This window comes from Vibrio aphrogenes (assembly GCF_002157735.2).
Lineage (GTDB): Bacteria > Pseudomonadota > Gammaproteobacteria > Enterobacterales > Vibrionaceae > Vibrio > Vibrio aphrogenes.
Genome location: NZ_AP018689.1, coordinates 1,110,672 through 1,131,028, shown reverse-complemented (window position 1 = coordinate 1,131,028; position 20,357 = coordinate 1,110,672). Strand labels below are relative to the sequence as shown.

Here is a 20,357-nt window from a genome sequence, read left to right as displayed (position 1 = left end):
CTTAAAAGTATCGCTTCCTTTAAAGCCTTAACTCCTCACTGTTTTTATCTCTCTTGCTCGATTTGATAAAGTTAACACATCAAACTCTCTTAATAGATACAAGACAAAGCACGCTGCTAACATCGGCCAAGCCGCGAAAAATAACAAATTATTGAATGGATCAAAATACTTAGTTAACGCGGATAATGTCGAGCCAGCATGAAAAATTAAAATCAACAAATAGGTCACATTCTTACATAAGCCAAGCGCAAATATTGTGACAAAAACAACTTGTATTATCCCTAAAGCCACCGCTAAATGACTTGAAATGTTCATACTATAAAATGCCGCAAATACTTTACTAGCATGTTCTGGTACAAAAATTTTATCCAATGCCCACATCATGAACACTAAAGCAATGGTTAGCCTTAATGCCAATAAGCAAACCGCCAATTTATTTTCAAGCTTTGAAGTTTGTCTTGTTTCCATTTAATCATCCTTAATAGTTTTCGATTATACCAATCACACTAATCAACCTCAGATGCAGATAATTAAGACAACTGGTATTACATGACAAGACCGAACAATTGGCTTTTTTATTTCATAAACATAGTGATAAAAAAGCACAACCGATAAAGATTGTGCTTCTTCAAGTCTCATACCAATCTCACGAATTAGATGATCAGATAATTAATACGATTGGTATCATATTAGAGCTCTATTTATTTAGCTATGTGTTGTTGAGTCCATAAATACAACAAATCTAACGCAATCGTTGCGCCCGCTAGCGCCGTAATGTCACTTTGATCGTAAGCCGGTGACACTTCCACCACATCCATACCCACTAAATTAATACCTTGTAAGTTACGGATAATTTTCAACACTTTATCTGAGGTCATGCCACCGCATACTGGCGTACCGGTTCCCGGAGCAAAAGCAGGATCTAAGCAATCAATATCAAAGGTGAGATACACGGGTTTATCACCCACTATCGCTTTGATTTTCTCTACCATCTCACTGGCAGAAAGATCATTCGCTTCCATGGCATTAATCACATTAAAGCCGTGGCCTTGTTGCTTATATTCCGTGCGAATACCAATTTGCACTGAATGCTCACGTGAAATCAGCCCTTCTTTCGGCGCATGATAAAACATAGTGCCGTGATCGTAGCGACTGCCATTGCTGTAAGTATCCGTATGAGCATCAAAATGAATTAACGCCATCTCACCGTATTTTTTCGCATGTGCACGCAATAAAGGCAAAGTCACGAAATGATCGCCACCTAAACTTAATAACGTTTTACCACTGCTGATAATGTCGGTTGCCGCGGCTTCCAAACGTTGTGTGAGATCTTCTGCATCCCCACAATCAAACACTAAATCGCCCGCATCCACCACATTGGTGTGTTGGAATAAATTAAAATCCCATGGAAACTTCTTGCTCTCCCACGCTAAATTTACCGATGCGCGTCGAATGGCATCTGGCCCCATACGTGCGCCCGAACGTCCAGATGTTGCCATATCAAACGGTACACCTAGTACCACCACATCTGCGTCAGCTTGTACGGGATTTTGCACCATAGGGCGACGTACAAAGCTCATTGAGTTTGAGTACAGCGAGTAATCTGGCTTGCTAAACAGATCATCAAATTGGCTCATTGTTAATCCTTTTAAATACAGCAAGATGAAATGGCAGTTTATGATTCATTTCAGTTCAAACTGCCACTCAACATAGACCTAAAATCATTGACGTTGCCGCAAGGCGAATGAACGCTGTCAACGAAACGGCAACTTCAAATATCAAGGTGATAAAAAATATTAAATATCTTCCAAATAGGTGTAACCCGAAAGTCCCTGCTCTAATTCTGCTAAGATCGCTTCTTGTTCACCACTTGCAACACGGCTTGCCACCAACTCACGATAGTTACGACGAATATCATCAACATCGATATGCACATAACGCAACATATCTTCTACCGTATCGCCTTCATTAACCGAGACAATTTCTGGCTCACCTTGTTCATTCACCTTCACCACAACCGAATGACTATCACCAAATAAGTTATGCATATCACCAAGAATTTCTTGATACGCCCCGACCAGGAAAAAGCCCATTAAATACGGGGTGTCTTTATCCCAACGAGGTACTGGCAGCGTGGTTTCAATGCCTTGACCATCCACATATTGGTCTACTACGCCATCGGAATCACAAGTAATGTCGAGCATCACGGCACGCGTTTGTTCGACTTGATTCAAATTAGTAAGTGGCATCACAGGAAACACCTGATCAATCCCCCACGCATCCGGCAACGATTGAAACAAAGAGAAGTTCACGAAAAACTTATCTGCCAAACGCTCGTTCAATTCATCTAAAATTGGGCGATGAAACCGATTTTTATTATTCAATTGCTGACGTAGTTCATAACAAATACGTAAACACACTTGCTCTGCCCAAGCACGATGCTGCAAGTTGATCACACCGGTCGCAAACTGGCTATGTGCTTCAGCTAAATCACTTTGTGTATCGTTGTATATCTCAATCAAAGCACGATCATCGGTGCCTTGTGACAAAATTTCCCAATTACGCCACATGTTATGCAGTAGCGTTGGTGCGTCCAACTCTGGCGCTAAAATCTCTTCTGGCTTATAACTTTCAGTGCCTATCACATTGGTGATCAATACCGCATGGTGCGCGGTTAATGAACGACCTGATTCTGAAATAATGGTCGGTTCTGGTTGGTGGTACAACTGGCAAATATCACCAATGGTTGCCACGATATTACGAGCGTATTCTGCCAAACCGTAGTTCATGGAACTGTGAGACTGGCTACGTGTACCATCGTAATCCACCGCCAAACCACCACCAACATCCATGTATTCCAGCTGCGCACCAATATCACGTAATTCGCAGTAAAAACGGGCCGCTTCACTCACCCCATTACGCACATCACGTATATTGGCCATTTGTGAACCTAAATGAAAATGCACTAATTGTAAGGTCGCTAATTGATCTTCGGCTTTTAAGCGATTGATCACAGTTAATACTTGGCTTGCTGATAAACCAAATTTTGATTTTTCGCCGCCGCTCGATTGCCATTTACCTGCACCTTGTGATGCTAAACGAATACGCAAGCCCATACGCGGTGTTACGCCTAATGATTTGGCTTCAGATAACACCAGATCGAGCTCTGAGAGTTTCTCTAACACGATAAACACTTTATGCCCTAATTTCTCACCAATTAAGGCCAGGCGAATGTATTCACGGTCTTTGTAACCATTACATACAATGACCGAGCTGGCTTGCTGAGCTAACGCTAATACGGCAAGCAACTCCGGTTTACTGCCCGCTTCTAAACCAAGTTGCTTTTGTTCAAGCTCTTTTTGGCTGGCTAATATTTCATCAACCACTTCTTTTTGTTGGTTTACTTTGATCGGATAAACCAACAAATAGCGGTTACTATAATGGTATTCTTCAATCGCTTGATTAAACGCATCACACACATTGTGAACACGTTGATGTAGGATTTGTGGAAAACGAACCAACGCTGGCAGCGTTAAATGACGCGCTTCCATTTGCTTTACTATCGCACTTAAAGGCACTTGAATCTGTTCTTGCCCTGCACGTGGGGAAACCGTCATTTCTCCTGCATCATTAATGCCATAAAAGCCTTGGCTCCAATGGCGAACGTTGTAGTTGGCACGAATTTGTTCTAGGTTCAAACAATTTTCCACATCATTTCCTCTCAATAAAAGGTATTTCCATATTTAATCAATAAGTTACCAAGGTAAGCGTAAGGGCTTGTTAGGCATTTCACGCGCATTAACTTATAAATATACCCCTGAGTCCAATGAGAAAATTTTGCCGTCTATATGAATAAATTTGTTATCAAAATGTTGATAGTTAATCAGCAAGGTTGCGTTTCCTCATAAGTCAGTAATAATGATCAATATCATTCAAAAAATATAACCACTAAGTTGATGTAATTATGAGATATTATTTAAGTTTTTTACTCATTTTGGCATGTGCATTCTCAAACATTTCTTTGGCACAAACCTCGCCTTCCACCAGCCAAAATAAAGATCAAGAAGAAGCCAGCTTAAGCCAGTCTGAGATCATTCAGATCAGCGATAACATGAAGGCATTAGCAGATAAAGCAAAAACGTTAAAAGGCGAAAGGCTCTCTATTATTCAACTTGAAATTTATAATATGAATGAAAAGTTGCGTAATGAATTAAGAAATGCGGTGGAAAAAGAGTCGTCGAATAACGAGTTTCTAATTCAACAAATTCAATTACAAACCCAGTATTACCAATTTTACCTTTCTTATATCGAAAAAAAGCTGAACACATTACAAACCGACATTGAACAAGCGAGTAAAGAAGACCGCCTATTAATGCAGATCCCAATGAATGAATTACGGGTGGCGCAAGCGGCGTTGTATTCTGAGCAATATCAAAATTATGCTTGGTTGCAATCATTAGGTGTCAATGTTGATCAATCGCTGGAAGATTTTAAAATTCAGCTGCAAGATTTATCACACTACACTTCCGCAGCGCTCAATTACGCGTTAACCCATAAGGAATCATTGCAAAAGCAATTAGAAGGTTTGCCCGCAGCCCAAGTCGATAAAATTAATTTAGAAATCTCTTATTTACAGCGTGATATTAATACCTACAGCCGCGCGTTATCTCGCCTTGCTGATACGGCGGATGCTCTGGACATCAACACCGTTGAATTAAGACATGAACTGTTTACGGCTACCGGTGATATTACGCATGATCTACTCAGTTGGGCGGTATTAAAATCCACTATCGTCAGTTGGGGTGGTCAATTTAATTCGTGGTTCATTAAAAATAGCCCCAACATGGTTTTTAATGTCTTCATGTTTATGCTCATCATGGTGATTGCGAGAGTATTGTCCAAAATAGTTCTGCATATTCTTTCTCGAGCGGTGAAAGCGCCCCACTTAAAACTTAGTAATTTAATGCAACAGTTTATTTTATCGATGTCGGTAAAATTGATTTTTTGCGTTGCCTTATTGATTGCGCTCGCACAAGTTGGACTCGATTTAACCCCAGTGATTGCCGGTCTTGGTGTCGCTGGTATTATCATTGGTTTTGCCTTGCAAGATACCCTATCCAACTTTGCTTCTGGCATGATGCTGTTAATTTATCGTCCGTTCGATGAAGGCGATTGGATTAATGCAGCGGGAGTGGAAGGTACGGTCAGTGATGTGAGTTTGGTAAATACCACCATTCGAACGTTTGATAATGAAGTCCTGATTGTTCCTAACTCTAAAATCTGGATGGAAGTGATCATCAACCGAACCTATGAAAAAGTGCGTCGTGTCGACATGGTGTTTGGGATTGGTTATAACGACTCCATTCCTGAAGCTGAAAAGATTTTTGCTGAAATTCTAGCGGCAGACGAACGAGTCTTAAAAACACCGGCCCCCATTATTAAAGTCAATACCTTAGGGGAATCTTCAGTCGATTTCATCGTTAGACCTTGGGTACGCACTGAAGACTACGTTGATGTGATGCGAGATTGCACCCGAGAAGTCAAAATGCGCTTTGATGCTGCTGGTATTAATATTCCTTACCCACAACGAGATGTTCATCTTCATATCAGTAATAGTGATGATTTCATATTTGCCAATAAAAAATCGTCCAATTAATATGAATTTTTTATATTAATCTACTCTTTATTGATTTCACACCATATTCTTAACTTTGAATATGCTAGCCTTGAAGCTTGCCGTTGTGAGCTTCATGGATTGAGAGCAGATGACCAATAAAAAATTGTCCATTATTCCAATAGTATTACTATCGATTATTATTATCATTTCTATTGCTTATACAATAAAACAATATTCCAATGTAAAGAAGTGTTTAGAAGATAGCACCAAAACCATTTTAAACACTTCGGTTGAAGCAAGCTATGACATTATTGATGCGACCGTCAATGAGTCTATCCGCAATTACTTAAAAGGAATTGCCTTCACTATAAAAAATATGGTCGAAATCTCTCATACAAATCCCCCCCCTTTTGACAGACATCTTCTAAATAATAATTTAGATCAATTAATTAAAAATATTCACATTGGAAAAAATGGCTATATCTCAATTATAAACCCGCAAGGCACTCTAATTTCTCATCCATTCATGATGTCAAAAGACATATCCAATATTGACATAATTAAAAAGCAATTATCATTATCTGAATCATTTTTTGAATATCCTTGGAAAAACCCAAATGATACAAGTGAACAATTAAAACTTGCCTATACACTTAAGCTTCACGATGGTTGTATTATTCATACTTCAGTTTACAAAGATGAAATCATCGATTTAATTGATAAAGAGGTACTCAAGAAAAAATTAAGCATGTACTCTTTTGAGCAAGCTGGTTATGTTTTTGTATTTAATACAAAAGGCAAGCTTATCTTACACCCTCTCTATCAAGGCAAATCTATTCATGATATTGCAGGGGCCAATATTGAAAAATTCATTACTAGAGCAAAAAAAGAACATCAAGGCACCTTCAGTTACCATATCACTATGCCTGATGGAAACATCGTGTTGAAAACAGCTGTCTATAAATATTACCCTAACCTTGATTGGGTTATTGCTGCAGGCATACCACAAAAAGACCTCAATGAATCAACCAACCTATTATGGGATGGATTACTATTAACTTTACTTAGTTTAATCTTAGTGATTATTGGCCTAACTTGGGGCTTAAGGACTCATCATAACCGTATTTTAATGGAAGAAAAAAAAGATTTCCTTACTGGCTTAAATAATAGGCGTAGTTTTATGGAATATAGTAAAGAATTAAATCTCAAGTCTAATTATTCCATTATCATTTTTGACATCGATTCATTCAAATCAATTAATGATAGATATGGGCACGATGAAGGTGACAAAGTGATCAAAGCCGTCGCCGACATATTTAAAAAATTCGAATCTGAACATATTTTAGTTTCTCGCTACGGCGGAGAAGAGTTTGTACTTTTACTCAATAAAATAACTAAAAATCAAGCTTATCTCATTGCTGAGCTCATTCGTTATAAAGTTGCTAATATTTCACACTTACAGATAAAATTTACCATCAGTGCAGGTATTTATGAATGTACAACCGTAGAAAATAGTTTAGCTGAGGCTATATTTCATGCTGACAAAGCGCTGTATAAAGCTAAAGAAAGTGGTCGAAATAAAGCCGTCATTTATCAAGAATACTTTAAGCAAGTGGACTCCATACTGTAACTCGAACAATGTTTTGCCAAAGACTGATTGAGCATCTTCAGTATCAATTAAAAAACACCCACTTATAAATAATCTATTGTATTTCATGACTAAAAATAAGGATGTCAATATTCTCCGACATCCTTATAGACTACTCTTAACTTAAACTACTCTTAATTTAATCAAAATCTGCGTATAAAGTCAGTGGATTGACAGGCATTTCAACCGGCTGCCAACGATCGCTGAATGTATATCGAGCATACAATAAGCCATGATTTGGCTCATAAAAATCCGAGCGTTGAATATCCATTGCCAAGCCAATATACCAATGCTTACTTACGCGTTTTTCCATTGCCGCTTCTAATGAATAACCAAAGCCCCCACCACTATCAGCGCTGCCTACTGCGCCATATAACGCATCTTCTTGTGACCATGAATTAGACACTGAGCCTCTGAGCACATAAGAAAAATCTTTTCCTAGCCGTTGATACCAGTTGACTGGCAATGACAGCGAAAAATACTGTTGTGGACTGTAGTAGCCGCCATAACCATAAGCGTATTCACTTAAGTTTTTATCATAATGAAAATACATGGCATTGAGGCCCACACTCAAGTTGCGGTCTGTCTCTGAAATGAGTTTCCAATAGCTGCCTCCAAGTAAGGCTAGGCGGGTATTGTCCTCGACGTTAACCCCATCCAGATAATGATATTGTAAGCTTGACCAAAACCCAACTGGCCCACCCACATCATAACTGGCACCTAACTTCACTCCAGTGCTCATGACATTCCCCCAATGCTCACCAGTATGAGTACTGTCGGCTTTAAGACGCTCACCGGCATCATCTAAATCGATCTCCGGCACCTCCATCCCACCAAACGATAAAGAGCTGCTGGTTTCGGAGCGTCGGGATAACGTGGCTTTCCAACCAAAATCACCAAGATCACCCGATAAATTAAGCCCTCCGACCCAAGTTTGTGAATCAAAGCCTATAGGTGTGGTACCTATATCCGCCGACCACGTTGCCGCTTGCCAGCCAACCCCCAATTCCACACCCTGTGATTGCGCATTGAATGTGGTATCGCTGCCATAGCCTTTGTCTTTATCAAAATAGGTCAAGTCTCCCGAGTCTAACCACACAAGATCGGTACGAATCAATAAATGTCCCTCGTATTTGGGCATGGGGATGCTGATTTCAACTGGAATTTGAATGGCGTTGTTTTCACTATCACGGCCACTGTAATCAAGCCCAAATTCAATGTAACCATCATGGCGAGCATTAATATGATCAATATCGGATTTAACCCCTCGGGTCAGCCAATTATCATCAGCGTCATCGTACAGTTGACGTAAATCTTGTTGTTGCGGACCTAGTTCTTGTTGCTCTTGTTCTCGTTGTGGCTGATATTGCTCTTGTTGCTGCTTAGCGGTTTGCTCACTCAGCAACGATCGATAAGCCAAAGACTGGGCTAAGGAATAATCTTGATTCTCCATCGCCACATTCATGCTAGTGCGAAAATCGATCGCGCCAGCATCAGCTTTTGTCAAGGTTTGTTGGCTTAACTCTAACGCTTGTTGAGGTTGCCCAACTTCATTTAAGACACTCGCTAACTCTGCGCTTTGATAACCAGTTAATCCATTGCGCTGCTGATAAATCTGTTGAACAAGCGCTTGTGTTGCTGCGGTATTTCCTGTGACTTTATAAATATCAATTAACGCAAATTGAGCGGTAATGGCGTCGTCACTTTTTCCGGCAGCAATCGGTCGATAAAGCGACTCTGCGGTTTGATAATCTTGTTGAGAAAGCGCATATTCGGCCAACAACATGTCGCGTTGCTGACGATAGGCCGCAACCTCATCCGGTGTCCCACTTGGCTCGGCTAATTGAGTTTGCCATGCTTCAAATTGTGACTCATTTTGTAAGCTCAGCAACAAACGGCCATAGTCTAATTGAGTGGCATAAGACCAGGTCGTATCAGGAGTAAGCCGCTTAGCTGCCTCTCTTGCTTGATCTTCAAAGCCAAGCTGGTATTCCATGGTAATAAGCTGGACTTCAGCTTGTGGATCACCTTGATAAGCCAACAATAATTGATCAATTTTGCGTTTTGCGGCATCAGGATCGCTTTCCATCAATAACGATAATTGTTGAAATTCCAGATCGCTTTTTAAACGAACCAAGTTGTTGTTCATGGACAACGTACGTTGAGTGGCCGGAATGGCATCTAATACTGCAATTGCTTGTTGGGTTTGACCATAACGCGATAAATACAAGGCATAAGCAAATTGCATTTCTGCCTCTTGACCTTGCGCCCATTGAGTTTTGTCTTGTGACCATTGCTTCATTAGGCGATTGGCCCGCGTAGGATCACCTGTTGTTTGTAACGCATCGGCAATCGCGGCCCTATCCCAAGGCGAGCTCGGTGGATTGACTAATAATTGATTGATTTTCTGGGTTGCGGCTTGCTTATCCCCTATCGTGATCGCTTGCTGAACGTCGGCCAATAATATCGTCGTGCGTAAGGCATTGATTTTATCTTGAACCACTTTACGCTGAGCGGCTGTGTAGCCTTGACTAAAGCGATAAGCCGCTTGATCACCATGTTGTTGAATTTGGTTATCAATTCGTCCGCGCAATGCCGTTTCATTAACAGAGTCATGTTGTAACGCTTGTTTATAATAGCGATCCGATTGAGCATAAGAGGTTTGCAAAGCGGCAAGTTCGGCTAATGAATTATAAGCATACGGCGATTCGGGCTTGAGTGTCACCGCCGCTTGGTACGATGTCTGCGCTTGAGCGTATTGGCCTTTTGACAAGAACCTATCGCCTTGATCTAAATTGGCCCAATAAGCCGATTCTGCGATTAAGGTATCCCATTTATCGGCTGAGCGCACATTAGTGTCATAAAGTTTCGCTTGCTTAAAATAATCGACTGCTGTGGCTTGTCGGCCGGTTTTCATGTACACAAAACCTAACCCACCGAGAATGTCAGGATCTTTAGGACGAGTAGACAGGGCGCTTAACAATTTCGGCTCTGCGGCGATATAACGGTCGGCATCGACTAAAGCCAGACCCTCTAACTTATCGCGGTAAGTGGGATCGGTTAAACGTTGTTGTTCCTGTTGTAACCTTTTTTGAGCATCAAGATACGCATTCGAATACTCTTGGTTACCTGTCATATAACTCGATAAAATGGCGTATTGTTTGACCACGTCTTCGGTAATATATTGCTCATTTAAATTTGAGAGCCAAAGCTTAGCCGCCGTTCCACTGGTGAGCGGGTTTAAGGTTAATTGTTGCACCATGGCTAACGCAGCAGGATCTTGAGCGTTACCATCTAATGTATGTCGAGCCCATGCAAGTTGAAAATCAGGCACTCCAGGATAGTCTTGATTTAATTGAACTAAGCCATCTTGCACTTGTTGCCAATAACTTGGATCTCTATCTTTAACCGATAAATACTCCAATTGTAATGCTAAGGTCGGCATACCCTGTGGGAAAATCTTGTCATAAAGCCGCAAAGACTCCGCCGGACGACCAGCCCGAGCTAACAGCTGTGCTTGCTGATAGTCTTGACGATGTGTGGAATAAATAGATAAAAAAGTGGCCAATTGCAACGTCTCTTTCGCTTTCGGCGCTTGAGATTGCATGGTTTTTAAAATGGCCTGAGCGAGATCGAGCTGCTTTATATCTACAAAATACATGGCTTGAAATTTTAATCCCGCCAGGTTATTGGGCGAAATCGCAAACAGACGTTCCAGTGTTGCTTGAGTAATATCAGGGCGATGCAGCAGTTGAGCATAAGTCAGTTGATTGACTAACCATTGCTCTGAGTTCACTGCCGATAAATCGGAATTAAAATGAAACGTCTGGTAGCTGATCACCGAAGCGGACACAGAGTCTGCCGCCTGTACGGAGTTAAGATGCCCAAGACTCGCCATTATCATAGCTGATACTAATACGGCACGCGATGAGCCCAACCACGGTAAATGACTAAGCCTAAATGGGCCGTTATCCAAAGGTTGTCTTATTCTTGACATGCCGTCACCCAATTCGGTGTCACTTTGCCAGTATCATCAAATTGAAAACGCCCCTGATGCCAGCCCAGAGCAAATAAGGTTAAAACACTTTGATAATAACGACTCTGTTCAATATGAGAGATATTTTCCTGCGTTTGCAAAGCCAATTGTTGTGCTAAATCCTGCTCACCGGCAGCGTGTAATAATGGAATGATCGCAGCCGTTAACCCAATACCCGCCTCACCTTTATAGCGTCCTGTCGTAACTTCAACGGTTTCAGGCACCACGTTAGTACGCTTAACAAGCTCAACCAATGGCTGCATTTTTGTGATCAATAGCTTTTTATAAGGGCTACCATCTGGCAACATCCCAGCCCACAAATAGGTTCGTATGGCGTTATAGCTGCCTATACTTTCTGTCGCTTCATCGGTTTGTAAACCAAGTGGCGTCATTTCTACCCAATCGGGGCTAAAGCCTTCAGGCATACTCTCTAATAATAATTTATCGCTGCTGTTTATTAGTGCTTGCCATTGATAATCAGGATAGAGATTTTGCATTCGAAGCAATAATTGCAATGGCACATAACTAGGATTTAAACGCACATGCTGCTCTCCTAACAAAAAGCCTTCACGCCCAGGTAGCAGCACCGTACCGTAATTGTCTACATGCGTGGTCTCTTCTTTTAGAATGCGCGCCGCAAGTAAATGACCCAACGTTTGATAATAATAGTTGTTCCATAAACGCCCAGCTTCAACCAAGCTATAGGCAATCCATAGATCTGAATCTGACGCGGTATTGGCATCTAATACCCCTTGCCCACCATTAGGTAATGTTCCCCATAACCAAGCGGGTAAGCGCGCCGTCAAATCTCCTCCAGATAAGTTCTGCTCTGTCCAAGTCAGCATTTGATCAAACATGGCTTGATCATTGGCAATTAACGCAAAGAATAAACCGTATGATTGCCCTTCTGAGGTAGTAATATTTCTTGGATCGCTGTCATCAATAACTCGCCCCTCTTTGACATAATGCTGTTTAAAACTCTGCCACAAAGGCCACTGACATTGAGTACTCGTAAGAGAAGATTGAACCTCTTGGCTAGCTGATGCGCTATGAGACGGAATATCCGCAGCCGTTGCTGACTCATTGACAGCTTGTGAGCTCGCTTGTGCAGCAAAGGCACTCATTAACACGCCCACCAATAACTTATTTGAGCATTTCATTAGTCTTCATCCTTCTCTTCAAGTCGTCGGCTAGCAATGCGGCGTAATACTCGCCATAAGGTCACAGTGACTAACACCATTAATAATAGTGATGCTAAAGCCATCAGCTCAGGACGTTGCGAAAAATGATACATAATCAACTGCCATACCGGTAAGCTGCCCACATAGTAATGCTCACCCACGTTGAAGCTAGCGACACTGTTGTCTCGAATCGCTACCACTGAACCAAACATGGCTTCTACTTTGCCTGAATCGTTCAACGCTTTATTAACCAAACCTAAAGATTGCGGAGAATCGGCTAAGATATTCACCACTGTACGCTGTGGGCTGTATGGCGATTGCTGACTGGTGATTGCCGCAAAGTTACCTTTCACCGCCATCTCAACCATATCAGCAGGCTGCGATTCTTGACTTGAAGGCTCAACCCAATTTTTACCTTGCTGCTTTTCATTTTTGCTTGGTAATTGACTGAAACGGCGTCCATCATTAAGCAGCATATTTGGCGTGTATTGCTTCGAAACATCTTTAAGATCAGGCATCACCCCAATCGCTAAGATGTCTTTATCTTGCAATGTCTTTTGTGACCAAACACCCGTAACCTCGACATTGACCGCAGGATACCCAGTATCGGCACCAAATTTTCCCATCAAATCAATAAAGGTTTCCACTTCCGATACGCTAGGCTTCTCAGGTAACACCGCTACAGTATCGGATAAATCCGCCATCCGTGTGAAAGGAAAGCCTGAGTTGGCAAAGGCCCGCATATTCGGCATCTCGATATAATGAGGGAAGCCTGAAAAGTCGATTTTTGAATTGCCATCAATGGTGGCGTATTGCTTACTCGGTTGAGAACTTTGACAGCTTGCTGTACCCGCTGTCGATGAAGAAAAACCAAACTCAAATTTTAAATCATTACGGCTTCCGACTTTAAAAGCGGGAATACGAATTTTATCACCAGAGCCCAATACTCCGTCATCTAATAAAGGCACACGTAGGCGGGTTTCATGGCTTGATTCACCTTGAGTATTGAGGTTAAAAGCTTGCACAAACTGATTATTAATACTCAAGCTCATGCGAGAGCCTGAATTGTCGGTTTGAGGCGGCGAATATCGATAAGACAAATCAAACGGGATCCCACGGCTTTGCCAAGTAAAGAGATCCGGTGGTAAGCGGAAACTGACCGACATCGGCGGTGGTGTTTGCCCTTCTACTTGCAAACTATTTTGATCTTTCACCATTTCCGACAAGGCAACCGGCCGTGAGGTACTGATCCAATTAGGCGCATCATAAGGCTGACGTGGTTCAATTTGCGCCATGCGCGTCACTTTTGCAATTGGCCCGGTGAATAAATGTTGACCAAATGCCAAGCCTTTCACTGCTTGGGTTAAGTCTTCACTATCACGACCACTGATAACCAATAGCTTCACATAGGGCTTAGTTGGATGAGAAATAACTTGTAAATAAGGCCCATCGGCATCGGGGTAATCTTTTAAAAATTCCGGTTTATTGTCATTGGTTACAAATACAATCGCATTGCTATCGGGCGCTTCATCTTGTATCACAGGGAAACTGGTTTTACGCCACTGCGCTAAAGAGCCAAAATACGAAGACGCAATTCCCGCGGCTTTGACTTCACCTAAATCAATGTGTTTTCCCATCACCATTGGCAGAGTTAACGGGTTGGTATCGCGCTCATCAAAGAAAGGCGCAGGCAATAAACTTAAGTCATTATTAAGTTGTGTTTTTTGGACTTTGAGGGCGATCTGGCTTTCTTGACTAATTTCCGCCCAAATACTGACATGGTTGGGATCTTGACAGGTTTGAGTGGCATTACCGATTAGCTCAAAACGCAACTGGTTATAATTACTAAATAGACGAGCATCAAGAGGAATGGTCGCTTTTACGCGCTGACCTTGCGTTCCATCGGTAATTGACACCACCCCCATTAGCTCATTATTAAAATACACCTTCATATGCGACACCACCGATAGCAAGGCCGGTGAAGGAATAAAATCAAACGATAACGTCGCTTGTGAAATGATTTCGTCTAACCGAGAACCAAATCCCACATACACCTGACTTTCGCTTCCTTGCATGAGGATAGAACCGGGATAGCCTAATTGATTAAATTTGAGCACACGCTCTTCCACTTTAGGCGACACTTTCGGCGTACTTTTCATCACCGCACTAACTGTGGGATTCGTCTGCAAAGGCGATGAATCTGCTGCGATAGCAGGGTTAAAAAATAATGCACTTCCGCATCCCAAGCTTACCGTATAAGCAAGCATTTTAACTTTATTGTTCATCCACATATTATTCGCTCTTTAATTGTGCATTTTGTGGTTTTAATGAATAAATAACATGCCAAATGTTCACCACGGCTTGGCTAACCTTCTGAATGAAAATAGGGCCATTAAATAAGATTCGACGATACCCTTCGGCCCCTATTTGTAACACCCGATACATACTGAGTAAGGGTTTATCCCGTTTAAAATCACTTTGCCATTGCGCCCAAGTATCCGCACGTGCAAAGGTACATTGAACGTAATCAATTTGTTGCTGTGTTCCTAATTCCAACAGTTGTAAGCCAAGTAACTTTTCATGGCTATAAACCACTTTCATTGGAAAGACATACGATTGCTCACCACGTTGCAGCACGACATCAAGCTCGTGGCCATATTGCAAATGAGCTGTTTCAGGCAGCTCAACTCGAATACCACCTAATGAAAAATCTTTCATGATGCATCGGATCATGTGACCAGATTTGAGCGTTAAACTCATCGGGATTTCAACATTGACACGGTGATTTTTTCGCACCTGTTTGGCTTCTTCTGCCACCGCAACCGCACCACCGAGAATCAATAAATTATAGAGCACCCAAAATAAGTTCACGGCGACACTGCTGAGTTCGTCAGTTGGGCCATAAAAAAGACGATAAATACCAAAACCCACCCCCAACACATTCAAAGCGACTAAGGCAATATAAGGGGTAGAAATACTCCAATCGTAGTGCTCTTTTTCAATCAACCCGCCTTTTGCGGTTACATTGAAGGTTCCTTTATGCGGTGCAAATAAGGCCACCGTCGTCGGGCGAGCGATATACCAAGACAACACAGTCTCATACACCTCTCCCCAGAAAGAATGGCGATAATCTCCTTGCATACGTGAGTTGGTCATACTGGAATGCACCATGTGTGGAAGGACATACAAGATAATCGCTAAGGCTGGGGCAAAAATGATGTAAGTATGCAAAATTAAAAAGGCTAATGGCGCGAGTAAATAGACAATACGCGGAATCCCTGATAAAAAGTGCAGCATCGCATTGGCATAACATAGGCGTTGTTGCCACTTTAATCCTTTGCCCGTAAAAGGATTATCGACACGAAATATTTGCGCCATTCCTCGTGCCCAGCGAATCCTCTGCCCAATATGAGCCGATAAGGTTTCGGTGGCTAAACCCGCTGATAACGGCTTTCGTAAGTAGGCGGAACGATAACCTAAACGGTGCATACGCAACGAGGTATGTGCATCTTCCGTAACCGTTTCGACCGCAATCCCACCAACAGCTTCTAAAGGTTCTCGGCGGATAACGGCACACGATCCGCAGAAAAACGTACTGTCCCATAAATCATTGCCATCTTGGATTAAGCCATAAAACAAATTCCCTTCGTTGGGGACATCCCGAAAGTTAGACAAGTTTCGCTCAAATGGGTCTGGCGAGAAAAAGTGATGCGGCGTTTGAATCATCGCTAATTTAGGATCTTTAATAAACCAACCCATGCTGAGTTGGAAAAACGCGCGTGTCGGAATATGGTCACAATCGAAAATGGCAACATATTCGCCCGAGGTTCGTTGCAATGCATAATTTATATTGCCGGCTTTGGCATGATTATTCAGTGGCCGTCGGATATAGCCCACTCCAGCTTCTTTAGCAAAATCACGAAAACTGTCCCGCTTACCATCATCCAAAATATAAATGTTCAGTTTGTCGCTAGGCCAATCGACACCTAATGCGGCATACACAGTAGCACGCACCACATCCAGATCTTCATTATAGGTAGGGATCATCAGATCAATCGTCGGCCAATCTTGTTCATTTTCAGGCAGTGCTACTGGCTTACGTTTCAATGGCCAAATATTTTGAAAATACCCCAGCATTAACACGATCCAAGAATAAATCTCAGCAATTAATAAAATCACCCCTAACAATAGAGCCAAAGAGTCATCATAATTAAGGGTTGAGGTCACTCGCCACCACAAATAACGGCACGATACCGTCACAGAAAGTACGATCATCAACATCGTCGCAAAACGACCGGATATTTTACGAAACATCATTGAAATCGCCCATAATACGACCACGAAAAAGGCTTGCGCCATCAAGCTAAACGGCACCGTAAAACAAAAAATAGCCAAAGCGATCGTAAAAGCGAGCAACAATAGATTAATGCTGCGACTAAGCTTGCTTTTACTGGCAGCCTTATTTAACGAAGGGTTTAAGGTTGTAGACGTTGCATAAGCCAATTGTTCCGCTTTTTGTTCTAACCAATGGGTCCATTTCCCAACCAAGTTCACCGGTAAATAAAAAACATATTTCACTTTGGCAAATACGCGCATAAAAAAGGCTTTCATTCCTCCGCCTGATTTGACTGAAGGTGCTTGTTGTATCAGCAGTACCCACAAGGCTTGAATAAGAAAGCGAACCGGATCTAAAAAAGATGGACGAGCGAAATCGATATGAGGAAATAAAAAGTACGGCAGTTGCCAACTTTTCTTACCAAACACTGTGGGCTTAAGCAGTATAAAGGCCAATACAAACCACACTGAAAGGAATAACTTACCCCACTTAGACGCTGGAAGCTCTCCAGCATAAAAGCTCAGTTGATGACGAAATTGCATCACCAAGGTAGGCTGAAAGAAAAACTTCAACCAACTAAACATGTGGCGTTTCCAATGAGCGATTCTGATTTAAATACGATAAACACCAAAAAGCTAAAGCATGGTAATCCTGCGCCGCTTGACTGTAGGGCGATGACTCTAAAACCGATTGAAGATTCGCAATCGCTTCTGAAACGGCCGTATCGGTGTGCATCAAAACAGGGATCAACTGCGCTTCAAATTCATATTGCATGACTAATTGAAGATCTCGGTTAATCTCACTGGAAGGTTGGCATTGATTGAGTAGTAATTTAGGTTGCGCCACTTGAGTTAATTTTTGAAAGCAAGGGCTTTGCTCAAGTAAGGAATAGCTTTGAATATCAGGCCTAACGACACATACCACCAAATCTGCTCGCTCAATTAATGAAAAATGCATCTCCTCTAAGCTAGGCAAGCAAGGTAATAAGAGTATTTGCCACTGATTATCTTGCGCTGGCTTGTGGCCTTTAACATCAAAACACTCGATAAATTGCTCGGGGTGAGCTTGAGCTGCTTGGTGCATGTGTTGGTATTGATTAGCTGAGAGCTGCCCAAAAGGAACAAACGCTATATGACGATGGGTTTGATAACCAGCTTGCATCCAAGATTCACCCGTTAACCACCTGACCGCCCAACCGTCAGTACTTTTAGGTTCCATACCAAAATGGAAACGCATCATGTTCTCTCGATTTAAATCGATAATGTGAGTTTGTTGGTCGATAGAATGCAGCGCGGTGACTAAATTAGCAGCAACTGTGGTTGCACCAACCCCTCCACGGATCCCTGTGATTACAATGCGCTTCATCGAGCTTTTCCTTGTCCACTATCCGTCTCTATGATGTGTGAGCTTGCTTGAACGGCATCGGCGGCGACGCCAGCAGAAAAATCAGAAAACCCTTGTAAGGCGGGCCATTTTTTTTTCGCTTTAAAATAGCGTTCCTTTTCAGATAGCTCTTTATAGTCAGGCTCGGTGACATGATAAGCATCAAATAAACTGCTGATGTCCTTGCTCAGTTCTCGGCTCATATAAACTCATATGTAAATTTATCAAATAAATTGATAATGAAAGTCACTGTTTCTTTTAAAAAATCTGTAATATATTATAAACATATATGGAACCAGTCAAAGATTTCATTCACATCTGGGTCAATGATAATTAATCATTAATTTGATTCCGCATATTATTGCTATCATCAATATTTAGGTAATTCGTTCATGTTTGGTATTCATCATTTAGAGCTTAAACATCAAGTCACCGACGCCCCTGGACTCTATATAACCACAACTCATTACGGAGACATGGCGAGTAATTACCTAAAAACTCTTTTAAATTCAGATAGTAAATCAAGCATCGTCTCTTTTGAATCTCTGGCATCTCTACTTAAAAATAAAACACAGCAAAGTAAAAACGAATTAAAATCTAGCCTTCATACACGCCAATCTTTTTTTATTGAGAAAAATAAATCCAATATAAAGTTAGAAAAACTGACAAACGACCTAAATAAAATCCGCTTTACCCAACAGAAAAGTCTTATTATTTATTTACCTGAAAGCACTATTTTATCTTCTAAAAATAATGAGCGAATTTCTTTCTTTACACATCTGAATAACATAGCGCAAAAATATAACCTTGCTGTATATGTTGTTATTTTTGGTGAAGATATTCACCACCTCAATCATTGGCTGATACAACACCCTAAATGTTTTCTAGGGGTTAGTACTCTCTATCAATCAGATCAAGATAAATATATTTATCAAATTCATTATTGGCTTTCTCAAGGAGAGATCACCACCAATTATGAATACGAGGTCGTACGTAATAGCCACGGAGAATTTTTGGTTGATATCGACGCTCTTAAAGCTGAGCACCCCGAATCTGTCGGTTCGAGCGACGATCACTTTATCTACATTTCAGCCAAGGCGATCGATTCCAATCAAAGCAGTCAACAGACAATGGTCAAGTTTCAGGATAACCAAGCCTTATTTGATGAAATCGACACTCTCCATGCGGCAACCTTAGTACTGAGCTTAAATCAGCAACAAGAAGTACATCCTTTGGCGATGCAAGTCTATCGACTCCGACGACAATTTGGCTTGAAATTTAAGGTGGTGATTCGCGAAATGCAGCAATGCTTACGCTATTCAGATGAAGCCTTTTTATCTCGTGCAGGCATTAACTTAATTGTGCCTTCTAGTGTGCGCTACCCTCGTTTTCTCAGCATGCTAGAGACACTCCAGAAGCAAAAATTAACTTGCTCTATCCCAGAATCAATGGATGCACTATTGGCTTTAAATACCAATGTTCACTATGGCCATCGCGGTTATGTCAATAATCATGTTTTTGTTGGTCGCTGCCATTATTTGTCACAACAATATGAAAGAACACAATTACAATTTGCTTTAGTGAAGCTCTCGCTCCTTCCTGGTATCAATACCAATTCTTGCTTGAATATGTGTCATATCAAACGTGATGGTGATTTAATTACTGCTTGTCACGATGCGCTCTACGTGTTGCTTTCTTCGGTACGTGAAAATGATGTGCACATTGCGCTTAACCACATTTTCAAGCTCCCGATTCGTGACATGTTTCATAGCCATAGTATCTTTACGACAGTATCTCGGATCCATGCTCAATTACCCGAAATCATTACCAATGCGGTCACCATAGATGAAGCCACTCAGCAGCTCATTCAATCCGGGTCTTTATTTGCAAATAACCCAACTAATCAGGCTGATGACTTTGTTTATGCCACTCACAAACCACTTGAGTTTTCATTATGAATATTGATGACTTTCTTTGGACGGCCAGCGTCAGTGCGATCATTGGCCTATTATGCGGATTTTTCTTGAGGGATATGGTTCGCTTTATCTTCCGGCTCTATAAACGCTACATCCGTAAACCAAAATACTTTCAACGTATTGTTTTTGATGACTTAGAAACATTACCCCAAGACTCGACAGACAAACAGAATTAGAAAT

The 20,357-nt window shown here is 41.6% G+C and carries 13 protein-coding genes; 4 read left to right on the top strand and 9 right to left on the bottom strand.

Annotated features, from left to right (window positions below):
• Positions 1-27: 27 nt before the first annotated feature.
• From VCA1004_RS05185 to speA, 3 genes are all read right to left on the bottom strand, one after another.
• Positions 28-468, bottom strand: a complete 441-nt coding sequence (locus VCA1004_RS05185; protein WP_086984455.1) for a hypothetical protein — start codon at positions 466-468, stop codon at positions 28-30.
• A gap of 233 nt (positions 469-701) precedes the next feature.
• Entirely contained in the window at positions 702-1,637 is a 936-nt protein-coding gene (gene speB, locus VCA1004_RS05180) for an agmatinase (RefSeq protein ID WP_086984456.1), read from the bottom strand.
• Between the two features lie 159 nt (positions 1,638-1,796).
• On the bottom strand, positions 1,797-3,710 hold the full coding sequence (speA, locus tag VCA1004_RS05175) for a biosynthetic arginine decarboxylase (RefSeq protein WP_086984457.1): 1,914 nt from the start codon (positions 3,708-3,710) through the stop codon (positions 1,797-1,799).
• Between the two features lie 254 nt (positions 3,711-3,964).
• Here speA and VCA1004_RS05170 point away from each other — a divergent pair, with 254 nt between their 5' ends.
• Together VCA1004_RS05170 and VCA1004_RS05165 are read left to right on the top strand one after the other, a co-directional pair.
• Complete coding sequence (locus VCA1004_RS05170; protein WP_086984458.1) at positions 3,965-5,656, top strand: mechanosensitive ion channel domain-containing protein; 1,692 nt, start codon at positions 3,965-3,967, stop codon at positions 5,654-5,656.
• 109 nt (positions 5,657-5,765) lie between these two features.
• Positions 5,766-7,247, top strand: a complete 1,482-nt coding sequence (locus tag VCA1004_RS05165; RefSeq protein ID WP_086984459.1) for a diguanylate cyclase domain-containing protein — start codon at positions 5,766-5,768, stop codon at positions 7,245-7,247.
• Positions 7,248-7,404: 157 nt separating this feature from the next.
• Here VCA1004_RS05165 and VCA1004_RS05160 read toward each other — a convergent pair whose 3' ends face one another.
• The 6 genes from VCA1004_RS05160 to VCA1004_RS05135 are packed head-to-tail and all read right to left on the bottom strand — an operon-like array spanning position 7,405 to position 18,404.
• Positions 7,405-11,262, bottom strand: coding sequence for a cellulose synthase subunit BcsC-related outer membrane protein (locus VCA1004_RS05160; protein ID WP_086984460.1), 3,858 nt, complete (start codon positions 11,260-11,262; stop codon positions 7,405-7,407).
• Entirely contained in the window at positions 11,250-12,461 is a 1,212-nt protein-coding gene (gene bcsZ / locus VCA1004_RS05155) for a cellulose synthase complex periplasmic endoglucanase BcsZ (protein ID WP_086984461.1), read from the bottom strand. The genes VCA1004_RS05160 and bcsZ overlap by 13 nt, the downstream gene beginning before the upstream one ends.
• Positions 12,461-14,773 carry a cellulose biosynthesis cyclic di-GMP-binding regulatory protein BcsB gene (gene bcsB, locus VCA1004_RS05150; protein WP_086984462.1) on the bottom strand — a complete coding sequence of 771 codons (2,313 nt, stop codon included), beginning with the start codon at positions 14,771-14,773 and terminating at the stop codon, positions 12,461-12,463. Before bcsB ends, bcsZ begins: the two co-directional genes overlap by 1 nt.
• Before the next feature lies 1 nt (position 14,774).
• Complete coding sequence (bcsA, locus tag VCA1004_RS05145) at positions 14,775-17,402, bottom strand: UDP-forming cellulose synthase catalytic subunit (RefSeq protein WP_086984463.1); 2,628 nt, start codon at positions 17,400-17,402, stop codon at positions 14,775-14,777.
• Positions 17,395-18,183: a cellulose biosynthesis protein BcsQ gene (gene bcsQ, locus VCA1004_RS05140; RefSeq protein ID WP_086984464.1), complete on the bottom strand. Its 789-nt coding sequence runs from the start codon at positions 18,181-18,183 to the stop codon at positions 17,395-17,397. Before bcsQ ends, bcsA begins: the two co-directional genes overlap by 8 nt.
• Positions 18,180-18,404 (bottom strand): BcsR/BcsP family cellulose biosynthesis protein, encoded by a 225-nt coding sequence (locus VCA1004_RS05135; protein ID WP_086984465.1) that lies wholly within the window; start codon positions 18,402-18,404, stop codon positions 18,180-18,182. Before VCA1004_RS05135 ends, bcsQ begins: the two co-directional genes overlap by 4 nt.
• Before the next feature lie 189 nt (positions 18,405-18,593).
• On the opposite strand from VCA1004_RS05135, the gene bcsE reads away from it, so the two are divergent.
• Positions 18,594-20,159, top strand: coding sequence for a cellulose biosynthesis protein BcsE (bcsE, locus tag VCA1004_RS05130; RefSeq protein ID WP_086984466.1), 1,566 nt, complete (start codon positions 18,594-18,596; stop codon positions 20,157-20,159).
• The gene (locus tag VCA1004_RS05125; protein WP_086984467.1) at positions 20,156-20,353 is read left to right on the top strand and encodes a hypothetical protein; all 198 of its coding nucleotides are present in this window, start codon (positions 20,156-20,158) and stop codon (positions 20,351-20,353) included. Before bcsE ends, VCA1004_RS05125 begins: the two co-directional genes overlap by 4 nt.
• The last annotated feature ends 4 nt before the right edge of the window (positions 20,354-20,357 follow it).

Coding starts and splice junctions, on each gene's coding strand:
- VCA1004_RS05185 (WP_086984455.1), bottom strand. CDS start 468: ATGGAAACAAGACAAACTTCAAAGCTTGAAAATAAATTGGCGGTTTGC.
- speB (WP_086984456.1), bottom strand. CDS start 1,637: ATGAGCCAATTTGATGATCTGTTTAGCAAGCCAGATTACTCGCTGTAC.
- VCA1004_RS05170 (WP_086984458.1), top strand. CDS start 3,965: ATGAGATATTATTTAAGTTTTTTACTCATTTTGGCATGTGCATTCTCA.
- VCA1004_RS05165 (WP_086984459.1), top strand. CDS start 5,766: ATGACCAATAAAAAATTGTCCATTATTCCAATAGTATTACTATCGATT.
- VCA1004_RS05160 (WP_086984460.1), bottom strand. CDS start 11,262: ATGTCAAGAATAAGACAACCTTTGGATAACGGCCCATTTAGGCTTAGT.
- bcsZ (WP_086984461.1), bottom strand. CDS start 12,461: ATGAAATGCTCAAATAAGTTATTGGTGGGCGTGTTAATGAGTGCCTTT.
- bcsB (WP_086984462.1), bottom strand. CDS start 14,773: ATGTGGATGAACAATAAAGTTAAAATGCTTGCTTATACGGTAAGCTTG.
- bcsA (WP_086984463.1), bottom strand. CDS start 17,402: ATGTTTAGTTGGTTGAAGTTTTTCTTTCAGCCTACCTTGGTGATGCAA.
- bcsQ (WP_086984464.1), bottom strand. CDS start 18,183: ATGAAGCGCATTGTAATCACAGGGATCCGTGGAGGGGTTGGTGCAACC.
- VCA1004_RS05135 (WP_086984465.1), bottom strand. CDS start 18,404: ATGAGCCGAGAACTGAGCAAGGACATCAGCAGTTTATTTGATGCTTAT.
- bcsE (WP_086984466.1), top strand. CDS start 18,594: ATGTTTGGTATTCATCATTTAGAGCTTAAACATCAAGTCACCGACGCC.
- VCA1004_RS05125 (WP_086984467.1), top strand. CDS start 20,156: ATGAATATTGATGACTTTCTTTGGACGGCCAGCGTCAGTGCGATCATT.